This is a genomic window from [Clostridium] aerotolerans DSM 5434 (genome assembly GCF_000687555.1).
Lineage (GTDB): Bacteria > Bacillota > Clostridia > Lachnospirales > Lachnospiraceae > Lacrimispora > Lacrimispora aerotolerans.
In genome coordinates this window covers 99,385-117,429 of record NZ_JHWJ01000002.1, presented here as the reverse complement: position 1 = coordinate 117,429, position 18,045 = coordinate 99,385, and the positions used below count along the sequence as shown (strand labels likewise).

Here is an 18,045-nt window from a genome sequence, read left to right as displayed (position 1 = left end):
TAAATATATTTTAATGGTCATATAAATATGAAGTAAATGAATGTAGTTAAGGAGATATTACTATGGCTTTATTAAAATGTAAAATGTGTGGTGGGGATATTGAAGCTTCCGCAAATCAAACATACGGAACTTGTGATCATTGTGGTAGTACAATGACATTACCAAAAGCTACTGACGATCAAATAGCAAATCTTTATAACAGAGCCAATCATTTTAGACGCCAAAATAATTTTGATAAGGCGATGATGGCGTATGAAAATATTCTTAATATTAATGCTTCATCAGCGGAAGCACATTGGGGACTTGTATTATCAAAGTTTGGTATTGAATATGTAGAGGATCCCAAGACACATGAGAGAGTTCCAACCTGTCATAGAGTTCATAGTGATTCAATACTGACAGATGCCGATTATCTTTCCGCGATTGAAAATGCTGAAGATTTACACACAAAGGATTTATATGAGCTGGAAGCAAAGCGCATTGCTGAAATTCAAAAAGGCATTCTGGTGATTTCTGCACAAGAAGAGCCATACGATGTATTTATATGCTATAAGGAAACCTCAGAGGGGGGGACCCGTACAAAAGACAGTGCACTGGCACAAGATATATATTACGAGTTAACAGAGGAAGGCTATAAAGTTTTCTTTGCTCGAATAACTCTGGAAGATAAACTGGGTCAACTATACGAACCATACATATTTGCAGCATTAAATAGTGCCAAAGTTATGGTTGTAATAGGTACAAAACAAGAGTATTTTAATGCAGTATGGGTTAAAAATGAATGGAGCCGTTATTTATCATTAATCAAGAAAGACAGAAGAAAGCTTTTAATTCCTTGTTACAGCGACATAGATGTATACGATTTACCTGAAGAATTATCCATGTTTCAAAGTCAGGATATGACAAAGATTGGTTTTATTCAAGATTTGATCCGTGGTATAAAAAAGGTATTGTCTGCAAATGAAGATAAAACAGATAGCCGCTTGCAGAGTAATTCAGAAATATCATATTTGACTCCTGGTGTTACCCAGTTATTAGAACGTACCAGCCTTTTTCTGGAAGATGGAAACTTTCAATCTGCCCAGGAATATTGTGATAGAATTTTAGACTTAGAACCTAGAAATGCATATGCGTACTTTTATAAGCTTTTAGCATTGTTAAAACTTCATTGTTCCGAAGACATAATCACTCATACAAAATCCCTGGATGGATACTTGGATTATCAAAAAGCAGTTCGATTTGCTGATGAAAGCTATAAAAAAACAATTCAAGAATATAACAAAAAAATAAATGATAGACTTGAAACTGAACGCATTGAAAGTACTTATCAAAGGGGACTATCCAGGCTTCAGGGGGCTGAGACGGAACAGGATTATTTAGAACTTATAGAATTGTTTGATGGTTTAAACGGATATAAGGATTCAAGTGAGAAAGCTGATATCAGCCGTGGTTTTGCAAATGAAAAACTTCTTGAGAGACAGCGTGAGGAAGAAAAGGCTCGTTTAGAAAAAGAAGAGAAAGAACGTTTAGAGCAAGAATATACAACTGTTATCAATGAGCTGTGGGATGAAGTAAGAGAGTTAGAGAAAACTAATATGAAACTCAATGTATTACAATGGGGGAAAAGATCTAAGATTGAGAATGAACTTGTAATACTATATGAGCAGATACGGCAAACAAAGACAAAGTATGGAAAGGATTCCTAAGGTAAACAAAATATAAAACAATTAATTGTACCTTCTATAAGTAAGGTACATAATTGGAACGGATAGGAGAGAGAAATAGGCAGTAATCGCCTGTTATGATTCTTATATTCTAAAAATCTTATGAAATGATAAGGGTAATATTTTATGCTCCCTTGCTGTTAATTGATTTAAAATTTAGATTGCAGAAATTGTTACCCGATATCTATTACCACTTAATATTTAGAGCTTGGATTCAATATACTTATACCCATATTGCTTGCTTTCTTTGGTGCTAACACAAATAAATTCATTTTTGTAATCCTTATAACAGCCAATGTGCTGATACATATATTTATTAAATATACATTTGAGCCCTACCTAAATTCATTAAAACGGATTCAGGCAGGGCATTTTCATTTTATATCAATATAGTCTCTTATTCATAGAAGCACAACTGTTTATAAGTGAGGCTGTAGCAAAAAAGTGTTAACCTGATTTTTTAGAACTAGAATTCAGCCACGCTTGGAGAAGACCAATAGTTAAAATTGTAACAAAATGTCGAATTATGCGTTATATGTAGTCGAGATTATATGGTTTACTGACTTGAATAATTGTATAATTTGACTAGCTCATAAAATAAGAAAAACAAAGACGCAGGTATACCACGTATAGAAACTCCTATCAGCGATTCATTTTTCATATATAAATCTATCAATAATCTAAGTGGTGTCGCAGCTTATATATAGTAAAAAAAGCAAAGAAGAGCCAGAACAGAAGAAACCTCTATCTGATAGAAACGAATCAGAAAATTTAGCAATATCTGAATAGAACATAGCAGAAAGTAGTGAGAAAAGAAAGCAATTCCCCGTTAAGATGAGAAGGGGGCATGCAATGGTTTCATAAGAATCAATAAACACAGCTTTTCTTATGTACTTAAGGGGAGGGAAATATGGCAAGTAATCCGATAAGGGGACAGAATCCATTATTGAAACAGGATTATCCAGATCCTGATGTAATACGTGTAGTAGACACCTATTATATGATCAGCACCACCATGCATTTCATGCCAGGTGGTGCAATTATGCGTTCTTATGATCTGATTCATTGGGAGCTGGCTGGTTACGTATATGAAACTCTTGATAATACGCCAGCTCAGATGCTTGAGGGAGAGTTGAATATTTATGGTAAGGGGATGTGGGCAGCCACTTTAAGGCATCATAAGGGAGTATTTTACGTATGCTTTGTATGCAATGACACCCATAAGACCTATTTATATGAATCGGATCGGGTGGAGGGGCCATGGAAAAAGCGGAGGATAGAAGGTTTTTATCATGACTGCTCTCTGTTTTTTGATGAAGACGACAGAGTTTATATTATCTATGGAAATAAAACGATTCGGCTAACAGAGCTGAATGAAGCATTAACCGGACCCAAGAAAGGCGGCCTTGACCGTATTCTTGTTGAAGATAAAGATCACCCGGGATTAGGATTTGAGGGCAGTCACTTTTACAAAATAAACGGCAGATATTATGCTTTTTTTATTCACAGCCTAAGAGAACGGTGGTTTCGCACGGAGGCCTGTTTTTCTTCCGATTCCTTAGAGGGAGAATTTACAGGGGGAGATATACTTTGCGATGATATGGGATTTCGTGGTTCAGGTGTGGCTCAAGGCGGAATCGTAGACACACCGGAAGGAAAATGGTATGCAGTTTTATTTCAGGACCGTGGTGCAGTGGGGAGAATTCCTGTGCTGGTGCCTGTCATCTGGAGAGGAGAAACTCCCGTATTTGGTATAAATGGGAAGGTTCCCACCGAAGTAGAGACAGTAGCTACCAGGTCAGGTTATATATATAAGCCTTTATATGTGTCCGATGATTTTATCTATGAGCCGGATGAGAATGGAAAGCTCCATTTGAATATGGCATGGCAATGGAATCATACCCCTAGAAATGACTTATGGTCCGTAACCGAACGGAAAGGAGTTCTACGTCTCCATTCCGGGAAAATATGTAAAAATCTCACCCAGTCCTATAATACATTGACTCAAAGGACAATGGAAAATGTCAGCGCAGCCAGTGTCACAATTGATGCCAGTGCAATTAAAGATGGCGATTTTGCTGGGATTTCAGCATTTCAAGGGCGATATGGGGCTGTTGCAATTACCAGAGAAATGGGAAATTACTTTATCGTAATGCTTCATAAGGGGCAGGAAGAAGTCATTCACAAGAAACTTCCGGTACAAAACCCACTTGTCACCTTAAAATGCCAGGTGGATTACAGAGATGAAAAAGATGAGGCTTTATTCTTTTATGAAGAAGAGGGCGCATGGGTACCTATCGGAGGCCCCCACAAGCTTAGTTTCCAATTAGATCATTTCACGGGATGCCGGTTTGGACTGTTCTATTATTCCACCAAAGAAATCGGAGGGGCAGCTGATTTCATGAAGTTCAACTACGAATGTATTTTATAACAAATGGGGATTTAAATGAGTGAGGAGGGAATCAAGTGGCAATTGAGTATTTTGAGGAGGATCAGGTTTTTAAACTGGATACTCCAAATACCAGCTATATGATTGGTATTATCGGGGAAGAAAAGTTTGTGACTCACATCTATTATGGAAGAAAGATGAAAAGTCATAGACTGGTTTATTTAATGGGGTTAGGAGAGCCGGCATATGCAGCAGATGAGATGGCTGCAGACCGACTGAACTTTCTGGGTGGATTTCCAAAGGAATATCCCACTGGCGGAATTGGTGATTATCGGGAATCGGCAATTGGGATACGGACAAAGAGCGGACATACAGCTCTGAAGCTTTCCTACATAAAGCATCGGATTTATTCAGGGAAGCCGGAGCTAAACGGTCTGCCTGCAACCTTTGGCGAAAAGGATGAATGCGTTACTTTGGAGCTGGTGTGCGAAGACTCGTTTTTAAGGCTGCAAGTCATTCTGCTCTACACGGTATTTGAGAATGTGGATGCAATGACCAGAAGTGTTCGAATTGTGAACATGGGGGAGGAGGAAATCTTCTTAACCAAGGTACTTAGCGCATCCCTTGATATGGATAACAGGAATTTTGATCTCATTACGCTTCATGGGGATTGGGCCAGAGAGTGCAGAATCAATCGGTATCCTCTTCGTATGGGAACTCATCGTGTACATTCTATCTGCGGGAAAACAGGGCATCAGTCGCAGCCTTTTATGGCCCTGGCATCACATGGGGCAGAGGAAGATCAGGGAGAAATCTATGGGATGAATTTTGTATACTCAGGCAATTTTTTAGCCCAGACCGCCCTGGAACCATCAGGAGGACTGCGCTTTATCATGGGAATACACCCGGAGGACTTTTTATGGAAGCTTAACCCCGGGGAGGAATTTCAGGCACCAGAGGCCGTGCTTGTCTACAGCAGGCAGGGAATTGGCGGAATGACCCGAACATTTCATGACTTATACCGGAAACACTTGATCCGGGGAGAGTATCGGGATAAAAAACGTCCCATTCTTTTAAATAATTGGGAGGCAACATATTTTAATTTTAATACAGAAAAGCTCCTTTCCATTGCGAAAGAAGCGGCAGCAGACGGTATCGAGATGCTGGTTGTGGACGATGGCTGGTTTGGAGTGCGCAATGATGATACCAGTTCTCTGGGGGACTGGTTTGTAAATGAAGAAAAGCTGCCGGGAGGACTATCCCATCTGGTAAGTGAGGTTCATGCTCTGGGCATGAAATTTGGAATATGGATGGAGCCGGAGATGGTGTCTCTGGATTCAGAATTATACCGTGCCCATCCTGACTGGGCCATCGCTGTACCAGGGAGAAAACCGTCTCTTCGAAGAAGTCAGTATGTTCTGGATTTATCAAGACAGGAAGTAGTGGACGCTGTTTATGATATGATCTCAAAGGTACTGCACAGCGCTCATATCGAATATGTAAAATGGGATATGAACCGGACACTGGCGGATATCGGAAGCTATGGCCTGCCCTCGGATCGACAGGGAGAAGTGATGCACCGGTATGTTCTCGGGGTATATCAGCTGCAGGATCGGCTTTTAAAGGAATTTCCATATCTGCTTCTTGAGAACTGTTCCAGCGGGGGCGGACGTTTTGATCCGGGAATGCTGTATTATGGTCCACAGGTGTGGACTTCCGATAATACAGATGCCCTGGAACGCCTGATGATTCAGGAAGGAACTGCATTGTTGTATCCTTTGTCCTGCATGGGAGCTCATGTCAGTGACTGTCCCAATCATATCACGGGGCGTGTAACACCATTTAAAACAAGAGGGCAGATAGCGCTAGCAGGCACCTTTGGATATGAGCTTGATGTGACAAAGCTCTCCAGGGAGGATCGCATCCAGATTCCGGAGCAAATCGCGATGTATCATAAATATAATGATTTGGTGCGGCAGGGGGATTATTACCGTATCGCTTCTTATGCCGCAAATGGCGTATATGATTGTTACATGGTAGTGTCAAAGGATAAAGAAGAAGCAATCATTTCCTTTGTGCATGTATTGCTTCATCCGGGAGAATTTGTACATACGATTCGATTCAAAGGTTTACATCCGGATAGAAACTATGAGATTGAGGGCGAAAAACGTTCCTATATGGGAGAAGAACTGATGTATGGAGGCTATCGCATTCATACACCATGGGCCGGTGGAGACTGCTTTGGAAGTCTGATTCATTTGACCGCCCAGAGTTAGCTTATAAAGGGAGAAAATATGGACCAAATAAATCCTATTATAAAAACGGATTATCCAGACCCTGATGTAATCAGAGTGGGGCATACCTATTATATGGTTAGTACGACCATGCACTTTTTTCCAGGAGGTGTAATTTTAAGATCCTATGATCTTGTACATTGGGAAATCGTTACCTATGTATTTCGCCGATTAGACAGTACGCCGGCACAGTGTCTGGAAGGGGAGCAGAATATCTACGGAAGAGGGATGTGGGCAGCCAGCCTTCGTTTTCATGAAGGAAGATTCTATATCTGCTTTTCGGCCTATGACACAGGAAGGACTTACCTTTTTACGGCCAATCAAGCAGAGGGGCCTTGGGAGAGGCATGATGTACAGGGAGTTTACCATCATGGTTCGTTGTTTTTTGATCATGGAAAAACATATATCATATGGGGAATGAACCAGATTCATATGACAGAGATGAATGAAGAGCTGACAGCCCCCAAAAAGAACGGATTGTGCAGAATCCTGATTGAGGAGCAGGCAGATGTTTACCTGGGCTATGAGGGTTCTCATTTTTATCGGATTCATGATAAATATTATCTTTTTGTTATACACTGGCCGAAATATGGAATGGCGCGCAGAACCCAGGCCTGCTTTCTGTCGGATCATTTGGAGGGAGAATTCAAAGGCGGAGACATTTTTGACGATGACATTGGTTTTTATAACCAGGGGGTCGCCCAGGGTGGAATTGTAAGTACACCAAAAGGAGAATGGTTTGGGATACTGTTTCAGGATCATGGGGCTGTGGGTAGAATTCCGGTTCTGGTCCCTGTTACCTGGGACCATGACTGGCCGGTTTTCGGAGACTGCAAAAAGATGCCGCAACACTTTGACATCGAAAGCACAAGGCCTGATTATGAGTATAAGCCTTTGTATGCATCCGGATTTTTTACCGGAAAAAAAGATGAAAATGGAAAGCCAGAGCTTATAAATGTGTGGCAGTGGAATCATGAACCCAATGACAGCCTGTGGTGGAGGACCGATAACAACGGGTTGGCAATAAAGACGGGAAAAATCAGTATCAATTTGACACAGGCGGTCAATACCCTGACTCAAAGGATGATGTATCCTGTCAGCAGTGCAGAAGTGACCTTAGATGTGAGTGAATTACAGAATGGAGATTATGCAGGGATATGTGCGCTGCAGGGGTGTTATGGTCTGGTGGGCGTTACCAGAGCGACCGGATGCTATTATCTGGTGATGTGGAGCAGAAGAATGGAAGATACCTCACTTAGCGATCTTTCACTGGATTGTATGCCGGGAATGGAATGTTACCGGGTTCCTATAGAAGGAGATTCGGTTTCACTTAAAATAAAAGCAGATTTCCGGGATATGAAGGATATGGCGGAATTTTATTATAAGCAGAACAACCAGTGGAATCTTGCTGGAAATCAGCATCTGGTCTTTAAACTGGACCATTTTACAGGCTGCCGATACGGATTGTTTTTATATTCCACAAGTAATACAGGTGGAACTGCCGTATTTCATGATTTCAAATATTATAACGGAGAACAGCTATGAAGCAATTAAAGATTCCAGAAGGAATAAAAGCAATTCTTATGCGGGAGGAAATCACGGAAAGCCAGATATTATATAAGGCTGAAACGGATATGGATCCGGAAGGCAGCTACCGGGATGGGCTTGTGATTCTTACAGAGCAGATGCTTTTTTTCTTTCAGGAGACAAAAAGAGCAGAGCGTGTACATTACTTTAAAGGCTATGGCTCCACCAGGGAAATGTATGCGAACTGGGAAAGAGATTGGACAGTCAGTCAGTATAAGGTACTGGATATAGAAAACATGTTTATAGAACCCCAGGTGGCATGCAGCACATTGACAATACGGTATCGGGGAATTGATTACTGCATTGCCGCCTTTTCTAATTTCTGTAAGCATCAGGTACACAGGCTGATTATGACCTGGGAGGGACGTCCTTTTGAGGTGGAAGAGGAAATCTATTGTCCAACATGTGGAAGAATGTATCCGGATTCTGCCACCAGGTTATGTCCCAGATGCACCAACCGGAAGACCGCCTTCCTTCGGGCGACAAAATATTTTAAGCCATATCGCCTGAAGCTGGTGCTGATGTTAATCTGCATTCTGGCAGGAGCTGGGCTCAACCTGGTATGGCCTTACTTAACTGGTATGGTTTTATATGACCGGATTCTTGCAAAAAACCAGGATTTTTTAATAAGGCTTGGAATCGCACATGGGGATTTTGTCACAGCACTGTTTTTGGCTGTGGTTACTATGCTGGCTGTAAAAATAACCCTCCTGTTGCTGCAGATTATTCAAGGGGTTTTTACGGCACAAATGGTAACGGGAGTTGTCCGGAATATGGAAAAAGATATCTTCCGTGTTATGGGAAAGCTTTCCATCAGTTTTTATAAAAACAGGCAGACCGGTGGACTGATGACACGTGTCATGAGTGACGCGGATCGGGTCACCGGGTTCTATTTTGACTGTGCGCCATATATTCTCATCAATGGTTTTATCATTCTTGCTTCTGTGACGGTTATGGTTCGAATTAACTGGCAGATGACCATCGTGACCCTTCTTTTGTTTCCCGCCCTTTTTGCAATCAGTTGGTATCTTAGGCCCAGGATCTGGGTGCTGTTTGGTAAAAGACATCGGGCTGAGCGATCCGTAAATAGTACTGTAAATGATAATCTGACCGGGGCAAGGGTCATCAAATCCTTCGGTCAGGAACGGTTGGAAGCAGAACGCTATAAGGAGCCGAACAAGGGGCTTTTAAATGCAGAAATTGCCATTTCCCGTCAGCAAAATGCGTTTCATCTCATCTATGGCGGAGCCCAGGAGATCGCATCCTTTGCAGTCTGGGGGCTTGGGGTGTACTTTCTGATGAGCGGTAAAAATATGAATCTGGGAACGCTGATTACATTTACAGGCTACGTGGGACAGCTTCGTGGACCTATGGGATTTTTTGCGAGAGTGTATAACCAATGGGCAGATAGTATGAATAGTGCAAAGAGAATGTTCGAGATCATGGACGCCATACCGGAGGTAAAAGAGGCTCCGGATGCCCTGAGACTGGAGAAACCAAAAGGAGATATTTCTCTTCAAAATGTCACGTTTGGATATACAGAAAACAAAACGGTATTAAAGGATATTACGCTTAAAATTCCAGCAGGCAGCATGCTGGGTATCGTGGGACGCTCTGGAGCTGGAAAAACCACGATTGTGAACCTGATTTCCAGACTTTATGATCCCGTGGAAGGGCAGATTACAATTGACGGAATTGACATTAAAAAAATCTGCTTTCATGATCTGCGTAAAAACGTAGCTATGGTATCACAGGAAACGTATATATTTATGGGGACGGTAGCAGATAACATCGCATATGGAAAACCAGAGGCAGGACGAATGGAGATATTCCGTGCAGCAAAGCTTGCCGGAGCTCATGAGTTCATCATGGGGATGCCGGATGCTTACGATACGAGAATCGGTGCCTCCGGGCGGGAGCTTTCCGGCGGGGAACGGCAGCGGATCTCCATTGCAAGAGCAATTCTTGCAAATCCGAAGATTCTTATTTTGGATGAGGCCACTGCTTCCGTTGATACGGAAACGGAACGCCTGATTCAAAAATCTATCAACTACCTGGTAAAGGGCAGAACTACAATTTCTATTGCTCACCGGCTTTCCACGCTGCGGGACGCAGATTATTTGGTGGTGATTGAACAGGGGAAAATTACGGAGCAGGGGACCAGAGACGAACTTTTTAAACTGCATGGGACCTATTATAAACTGTTGGAATTACAAACAAAGGCATTAACGATAGAACACTTGCCATGTTCGGAGGGATGAGAGAAAAATGCCAGAAGAGTTTAACTTGAGTCAGATGGAACGGGAAACAGAAGAGATGCTTAAGATCCGTTACCTGACAAAACATAATACTGTATTTAAAAGGACAGAGGGAGGATTTGTAAGTCTTTCCGTGGGAGAGGAATCCTATTTAAGAATCCAGGTGATGCGAATGTTCCCATTTATGGAGAAGGACCGGTTTTTGTCCGTCCGCTCCGTAGGAGATAAGTCAAAAGAAATTGGAATCATAGAAGATTTAGAAGATATGGAAAAAGAAACGATTAAGCTTTTAAGGGAGCAGCTGAACCTGCGGTACTTTACACCTGTTATTACTAAAATCCGATCGGTTAAGGAAGAATATGGGTTTGCTTACTGGGACGTCATCACGGATCATGGAGAGTGCAGATTCACAATCCAAATGGGAGGAAATGCAGTGGTTCATCTGACGGAAGAACGGATTCTTCTCTCAGATATTGATGAGAACCGCTTTGAAATACCGGATGTAGGGCGGCTTACACCCGCAGAGCGCAGAAAACTGGATCTGTTTTTATAGAGGAGGCTGCCTTGGAACTTTTGTATCAATTAACAGATAAAAATAAAGAGCTCCTCTCATTGGCCCGTGGGGAAGAAATCTATTACTGCTTTCCCCTGGATTTAGACCGGGAGGGGAGTTTCAGAGATAATTCCTATACGGTAGTCACCAATCTAAGGATACTTCTATTAGAGGAGGGCAGCTGTACCAAAGCGTACCGGCTTTCGGAGCTTGAGAAAGTAGTAGGTGAGCCTCAGATTTCAAGTGGTATTCTCTATGTAGTAAAGGATGGAAAAGAGGAATTCCTGGGCAGGTATTCCGCAAAGCATCTGACCAGGTATTCCTATATCACCAGAGGCTGTCTGCTTTTGCAGCGAGGGGAAAAGGAACGGGTGATCAGCCGCGAATACGAGACCGCCTGTCTGATTTGCAAAAGAGCATTACCGGGAACCAGGGAATGCCCCAAGTGTGCAGGAAAAAAGGAAGGACTGGTGTCTGATTTTTTAATGCTTATAAAACCGCAGTGGAAACTTTTTGTAGTTATTGTTCTACTAATGTTATCTGCAACGGCAGTAACTCTGGCAAATCCTGCCATTCAGCAGCGCCTGATGGATGATGTTCTAATTGGGAACAAAGGCAATGTGAAACAGGCAGTGCTTTGCTTAAGCCTTATGTTCATCATGAGCCTTGGTATTGTATTTATCAATGCAGGGAAATCCTATCTTTGCTCAAAGCTTGGCTCAAGAATCAGTGCCGGACTTCGGGAAAAGCTTTATGTTAAAATACAGCTTTTGTCACTTTCCTTTATCACTGAAAGAAGTCCGGGAGAGCTGATGAACCGAATCCTTTATGATACAGGAAGAGTAAGAGACTTCATGGGAGAAACCTTCTGTAATTTGTTCACGATCATTATTCTTTTTATCGCAGATGTTCTGCTGATGCTGATTCTGGACTGGAAACTGGCATTGCTGGCATTTTTATTTGCTCCGGCTGCCATGGTGTTTTCCCTGTCGTTGCGAAAATATATCAGAACAAGATTTCATATGCAGGGGGAAAAAGCTGACAAAGTAAGCAGTGGGCTTCAGGATGTAATTTCCGGAATGGCAGTGGTAAAATCCTATGGACAGGAGGAACGGGAAGCAGAGTATTTCGACAAGAATACAGAAGAGTTTGCTAAGGTGCAAAGAAGCAATGAAGTATTTTTTGCAACGGTGTATCCCTTCATTGGTTTTGTCCTTGAAGCAGGTGTCTACCTTGTTATTTATTTTGGAGGAATATCCGTATTAAACGGTAGAATGACTCCAGGCAGGCTGTTTCAGTTTATCACCTACACCACTCTCCTGTATACGTACATAGGATGGCTGACCAATATGCCGCGAATGCTCATGAATATGGTTACAAGTATGGAACGAATCGGAGATGTATTAAAGCAGGAGCCTCAGATCTTTGACCATGAAAATGCCAAATATCATGAGATACAGGGAAACGTGGAATTTCATCATGCATCCTTTGGTTACAAATCATATGAACCCGTCATCGAGCAGATTGATTTTAAGGTAAAGCAGGGAGAGATGATTGGAATCGTAGGGGCTTCAGGCACAGGAAAATCCACACTCATCAATCTTGTGATGCATCTCTATGAGGTGGACGACGGGGAAATACGAGTGGATGGGGAAAATATTATGGATATACGCCTTTCCGATTACCATTCTCAGATCGGAGTTGTTTTGCAGGAGACCTTTCTTTTTTCAGGTACCATTTTAAACAATATACGGTTTGCAAGACCAGAGGCTTCTTATGAAGAAATTATCCGGGCGGCCAAAATGGCAAATGCACATGATTTCATCTGTGGTCTTCCTGATGGCTATCAAACTTATGTGGGAGAAAAGGGTCACAATCTTTCCGGAGGAGAAAGGCAGAGGGTGGCAATTGCAAGGGCAATTTTAAATGATCCGAAGATTCTTATTTTGGATGAGGCGACAGCAAGCCTGGATACGGAAAATGAATATCTCATTCAAAAGGCACTTAAAAGACTGACAAACGGCAGAACCACCTTTGCCATTGCTCACAGGCTCTCCACATTAAAGGATGCAGACAGATTAATTGTCATTGACAGGCACCGGATTGCAGAATCCGGTACCCATATGGAATTAATGAAAAAGAAAGGCATCTATTACAATCTGGTAACTGCACAGCTGATGATGCAGAAGAACTAAATTTACGATGTAGATTAATTATGATTGCAAAAAGATCTGTACTCGCTTGGGGTACAGTTTTTTTGCTGTTTAAAAATACGGTTGAATGTGGAGATGCTTGAAAAACCTGTGGACAAAGCGATTTCCGTAATGGACAGGTTTGGCTGAGCCAAAAGTGTTTCCGCAGCCTTAATTCGTTTAAAACTCAGATAATCATAAAAGGTTGAGTCCGTGTACTGCTTAAATAACCGGGTAAAATGGTACTTGGAAAAGCCGCTGAAGGCTGCAATATCATCTAAGGAAAGCTCTTCCCTGTAATGAGCGTCAATGTAGTTAATTACCGTATTAAATTTCTGCATATATTCTTTTTGCTTGTAGATACGGACGTTTGGAAAAAGATTAATATTGTTTAATCGGTTTCGTCCAAGGGTAACAAAAAGATTGAGTAAAAGAGAGTAAATTACCAATTCCCGATATTCATTGGAACCAAAATATTCATTACGCATCTGCATGAGCAATTGCAGGACATCCTCATAAATTTGGGGATAGCTTGTATTTGTAATATGTAGGGAACTGCTCAGCAGGGATTGAAGTCCTGCAAATCCTTTCAATTTGGTAATGCTTGAGATATCAAACTGAAAGATAAAGCGCTTTCCGTAATCAGGAGCAATCAAATAATGAATTTCACCAGGAGGAAGGATAAGAATCTCACCTGGAAGAATATGATACTTTTTATTAGAAGATACTGCATCATAATAATTTTCCACTGGCATGATGATCTCAAGTGCAGTATGCCAGTGGGGAGCGAAATTACTCGCTTGACAGTTGTACCAGATTCGGATCGTAGATCCATTTTGGAAGTTTATTGTCTCGTAGTTATCATCAACGGTACGTTCTTTCCAATCACTGTTCTGAGTGTAAAAGTCTAAATAAGAACATTTAATCTGATCTCCTACCATGATTCCTCCATTTGCTAATATTCAGTGTGCTTATATTATACAAAATAAGTTTAACACTCTTACTAAAACAATTCTAGCACGATACGACAAAAAGGTAAATATTGCACAATAAAATTAAAAAGATAAAGCGAAAACTAGGCAATATGTGAGGGGTAACTAGCAATAACTGATAAGCGATAGTCGTTGAACTTGATAAAATAATAGTTAGATAGATGTCGGGCGAGGGGTGGAGGAACTATGAAAAGCACTGCTAAAAAAACAGGTGTGGTATTAGGTGTCATTGCAGTATTCGTACTTCTGATTTATTTGATGAATCGGATGACCGGAGTAGAGAGCTATGCGGATAAGTATGCAGGCGTTGATCTTTTATCAGAGGTCGATGGGCTTGACCGCGAAGGAACCTATTCTCAGTATATAGCCAGTTACTCTGATGCTGGTTATCCAGCGACAGATGTGGATATTAATGTATGCAGCTATCAATCAGGCAAAAATATTTCCGTGTATCAAAAGTATGAAGGAGAGGCAGAAGCACTTTATACTGGAGATGGATCAACGGTGACGTGGAATGTGGAAGTACCAGAGGCGGGATTTTACAATGTGTATCTGGAATATATGACAATAGAATCCAGAGGTGTTGCCGCAGAACGTGCCATCTACATTAATGGTGAGAGTCCTTTTACGAGTGCAGCCAATCTGACCTTTAAAAGACAATGGACAGATAAAGGAAAGGTCATTACGGATAATCAGGGAAATCAGATTCGCCCGTCTCAGATTGAAGTTTATAAATGGCAGAGCGCCTACTGTAAAGATGATATGGGATACATGCAGGAGCCATATCAATTTTATTTTAAACAAGGAAATAATATTCTTAGCCTTGCCGCAGTAAATGAGCCCATGGTGCTACGTAAACTGGCTCTTACGGCAGTAAAGGATAAGAAGACCTACATAGAATACAAGAAAGATCAGCCTGAAAATAAAAAGCCTCTCACAGGCTTTCAGCTAAAAATCCAGGGAGAGGATTCTTCCATGAGATCAGAGCCATCCCTCTATGCCAAATACGACCGGTCGTCTCCAACGACAGAGCCAAACAGTGTAACGAAAACCGTGCTTAACTATACGGGAGGAGAAGCATGGAATGGGGCAGGACAATGGATCGAATGGAACTTCGAGGTACCGGAGGACGGGTATTATCATATTACAGTCAAGGGAAGGCAGAATTATTCCAGAGGCAGCATTTCCAGCAGAAGCCTTTTGATTGATGGTGAAATTCCCTTTAAGGAGGTTAAGACAATCTCCTTTGATTATGAAAATGACTGGGATGTGAAGACGTTATCCGATGAGGAAGGAAACCCCTATGAATTTTACTTAAAGGCAGGCAGCCATACCATTCGTCTGGAAGCGACCCTTGGAGGCATGGGCGATATATTAAAGGAGTTAGAGGAGTCTACCTATCGGCTGAATCAGATTTATCGTAAGCTTTTAGTTTATACAGGCGCAGCTCCGGATAAGTACCGTGATTATAATTTGGGGCAGTTATATCCGGATGTAATAAAAGCAATGGGCTTAGAGTCAAAACGACTCTACAAAATCATTGATGATGTGGTGGCCTATACCGGTCAAAAGGCAGAAAAGATTGCGACGGCACAAACACTGGCACAGCAGCTTGAGCTGTTTGAAGAACGACCAGACAAGATAACGGTAAGTTTTATTGATTTTAAAAATAATATTACTTCATTGGGAACTGCAATACTCAACATGAGGGAGACAAAACTAGATGTGGATTATCTCATTGTAAGCAGTGGGGATGTTAGCATATCCGCCGATAAAGCAAGTGTGTTTGATAAAGTCTGGCATGAAGTAAAATCGTTTACTGCCTCTTTCTTCGTGGATTATAATGCCGTGGGAAACGTTTACGGCAAGGATGAAAATAAGGACTCGGTGGTAAAAGTATGGATCGCAACCGGGCGTGATCAGGGAACGATTTTAAAAACTATGGTGGATGATACCTTTACCTTAGAAAGCGGAATCAAGGTCAACGTAGAAATCGTAGAAGCTGGAGCCCTTTTAAATGCGGTGGTAGCAGGCCGTGGGCCGAATGTTGTGCTGTCCGTAGGGGCTGATCAGCCGGTTAATTACGCCCTTAGAAATGCAGTCGAGGATTTAACACAGTTTGAGGACCATAAAGAAGTACTTAACTCATTTTATAAAAGCGCTTACAGAGCGTATGAGTTTAACAACGGCCTGTATGCAATTCCTGAGACCCAGACCTACAATGTAATGTTTTACAGAAAAGATATTATGAAGGAACTAAATCTTCAGGTGCCAAATACCTGGGAGGAACTGATTCATATGCTGCCCACCATCCAGGGAAACAATATGGAGGTAGGAATTCCAACAACTGCCAGTACGACCGCCCCGGACTTATCAGTCTTATATACCTTGTTATACCAAAATGGCAGCGATGTATATGATGAGAAAGCTTTAAAAACCATCATAGATAATGAGGCTGGAGTAAAAGCGTTTAACACATACACCAGTTTTTTTACGGACTATGGAATGCCGAAAGATTATGATTTTGTCAGCCGTTTCAGGTCTGGTCAGATGCCTATAGGAATTGCAAATTACAACAGCTACAATACCTTAATGGTTTCGGCGCCGGAAATCAGAGGATTATGGGATTTTACACTGATTCCAGGCACAGAGAAAAAGGATACAGCCGGGAATAAGATAATCGATCGTTCTGATTACTCCACAGGAACCTGCACCATGATGATAAAAACAAAGGATGAAAAGGTGAAACAGAATGCATGGGAGTTCATGAAATGGTGGGCACAGACAGACACTCAGGTGAGATTTGGCCGTGAGTTAGAAGCACTTCTTGGATCTTCTGCAAGATATGCAACAGCAAACAAAGATGCGTTTCGTCAGCTGGCATGGAGTGCGGATAATGTAGAAGTGCTGGGAGAGCAGTGGAAGTCAACGGTTGGATTCCGTGAGGTTGCAGGAGGCTACTATACCGGAAGACATATCACCAACGCAGTCCGAAAGGTAATCAATAACGGAGAGGATCCAAGAGAAACGATTCTGGAGTATTCGATGACAATTAATGAGGAGTTAAAGAAGAAACGAATTGAATTTGGACTTCCCAACGAGTAGCAGGAGGATGGGATGAGAGAGTATTTAAAAAAATATGTTACGCTGCGCCGTCATGAGTTTGGAATCATGGTGAAAAAGGCAAAAAAAAGCAAAGCGTGCTACCTGTTTCTTGCACCCTATGCAATATTATTTACCATGTTTTACATTCTGCCAGTTTGTTCCTCCATTTTTTTCAGCTTTACTTATTATAACATTCTGGAGTCTCCGAAATTTATCGGATTGCAAAATTATATCAGTCTGATTTTACAGGATGATATCTTTTTAACAGCAGTTAAAAATACATTTATGATTGCCGTAATTACCGGACCATTGGGATATATCATGTCTTTCCTTTTTGCATGGCTCATCAATGAGCTGCCAAGGTGGATTCGGACCATTGCAGTTATCATATTTTACGCGCCATCCATAGCAGGCAATGTATTTGTTATTTTTTCCATCTTTTTTAGAGGGGATTCCTTTGGCTATGTCAATGCATTTTTAATGAATACAGGTCTTATCAATGCTCCTGTCCTATGGCTTACCAACCCCAAGTATATGCTAACGGTATGTATGCTGGTTATCCTTTGGATGAGTCTGGGAACCGGGTTCCTTTCCTTTGTAGCAGGTCTTCAGGGAGTGGACCGGTCTCAGTTCGAAGCAGGATATATGGACGGAGTTAAGAACCGGTGGCAGGAGTTATGGTATATTACTCTTCCCAATATGAAGCCAATGCTGATGTTTGGTGCGGTCATGTCGATTACACAAGCATTTGGGGTCTGTGATGTTACCATGGCACTTTGCGGGTATCCAAGTACGGATTATGCAGCACGTACCGTTGTGACCCATTTGTTTGATTATGGTTTTTCAAGATTTGAGATGGGGTATGCATCGGCGATTGCTACCTTGCTGTTTTTAATCATGATCTTATGTAACAAGGCAATCCAGAGTCTGTTAAGAAGAGTAGGGACCTGA

10 protein-coding genes are annotated in these 18,045 nt (G+C 41.7%); 9 read left to right on the top strand and 1 reads right to left on the bottom strand.

All coding sequences use genetic code 11. The annotated features are described in order from the left end of the window. Window positions 1-62 precede the first annotated feature (62 nt). The 7 genes from T546_RS0103290 (at window position 63) to T546_RS0103260 (ending at window position 13,000) form a co-directional block, all read left to right on the top strand. Window positions 63-1,706: a toll/interleukin-1 receptor domain-containing protein gene (locus T546_RS0103290; protein ID WP_026890390.1), complete on the top strand. Its 1,644-nt coding sequence runs from the start codon at window positions 63-65 to the stop codon at window positions 1,704-1,706. Window positions 1,707-2,634: 928 nt separating this feature from the next. Beyond that, window positions 2,635-4,155 carry a glycoside hydrolase family 43 protein gene (locus tag T546_RS0103285; protein WP_026890389.1) on the top strand — a complete coding sequence of 507 codons (1,521 nt, stop codon included), beginning with the start codon at window positions 2,635-2,637 and terminating at the stop codon, window positions 4,153-4,155. Window positions 4,156-4,190: 35 nt separating this feature from the next. Further along, complete coding sequence (locus T546_RS0103280) at window positions 4,191-6,389, top strand: alpha-galactosidase (RefSeq protein WP_026890388.1); 2,199 nt, start codon at window positions 4,191-4,193, stop codon at window positions 6,387-6,389. Window positions 6,390-6,407: 18 nt separating this feature from the next. Continuing rightward, the gene (locus T546_RS0103275; protein ID WP_026890387.1) at window positions 6,408-7,952 is read left to right on the top strand and encodes a glycoside hydrolase family 43 protein; all 1,545 of its coding nucleotides are present in this window, start codon (window positions 6,408-6,410) and stop codon (window positions 7,950-7,952) included. Beyond that, window positions 7,949-10,255: an ABC transporter ATP-binding protein gene (locus T546_RS22735; protein WP_051629574.1), complete on the top strand. Its 2,307-nt coding sequence runs from the start codon at window positions 7,949-7,951 to the stop codon at window positions 10,253-10,255. The genes T546_RS0103275 and T546_RS22735 overlap by 4 nt, the downstream gene beginning before the upstream one ends. Before the next feature lie 7 nt (window positions 10,256-10,262). Continuing rightward, window positions 10,263-10,805, top strand: a complete 543-nt coding sequence (locus tag T546_RS0103265; RefSeq protein ID WP_051629572.1) for a DUF1854 domain-containing protein — start codon at window positions 10,263-10,265, stop codon at window positions 10,803-10,805. An 11-nt stretch (window positions 10,806-10,816) separates the two neighbouring features. Then, complete coding sequence (locus tag T546_RS0103260; protein WP_051629570.1) at window positions 10,817-13,000, top strand: ABC transporter ATP-binding protein; 2,184 nt, start codon at window positions 10,817-10,819, stop codon at window positions 12,998-13,000. 14 nt (window positions 13,001-13,014) lie between these two features. On the opposite strand, the gene T546_RS0103255 is transcribed toward T546_RS0103260, so the two are convergent. Further along, a complete protein-coding gene (locus T546_RS0103255) occupies window positions 13,015-13,938 on the bottom strand; it encodes an AraC family transcriptional regulator (protein ID WP_026890384.1) in 924 nt (307 codons plus the stop codon). Window positions 13,939-14,175: 237 nt separating this feature from the next. Here T546_RS0103255 and T546_RS0103250 point away from each other — a divergent pair, with 237 nt between their 5' ends. Then, the gene (locus tag T546_RS0103250; protein WP_026890383.1) at window positions 14,176-17,094 is read left to right on the top strand and encodes an extracellular solute-binding protein; all 2,919 of its coding nucleotides are present in this window, start codon (window positions 14,176-14,178) and stop codon (window positions 17,092-17,094) included. A gap of 12 nt (window positions 17,095-17,106) precedes the next feature. Then, the gene (locus T546_RS0103245; RefSeq protein WP_026890382.1) at window positions 17,107-18,045 is read left to right on the top strand and encodes a carbohydrate ABC transporter permease; all 939 of its coding nucleotides are present in this window, start codon (window positions 17,107-17,109) and stop codon (window positions 18,043-18,045) included.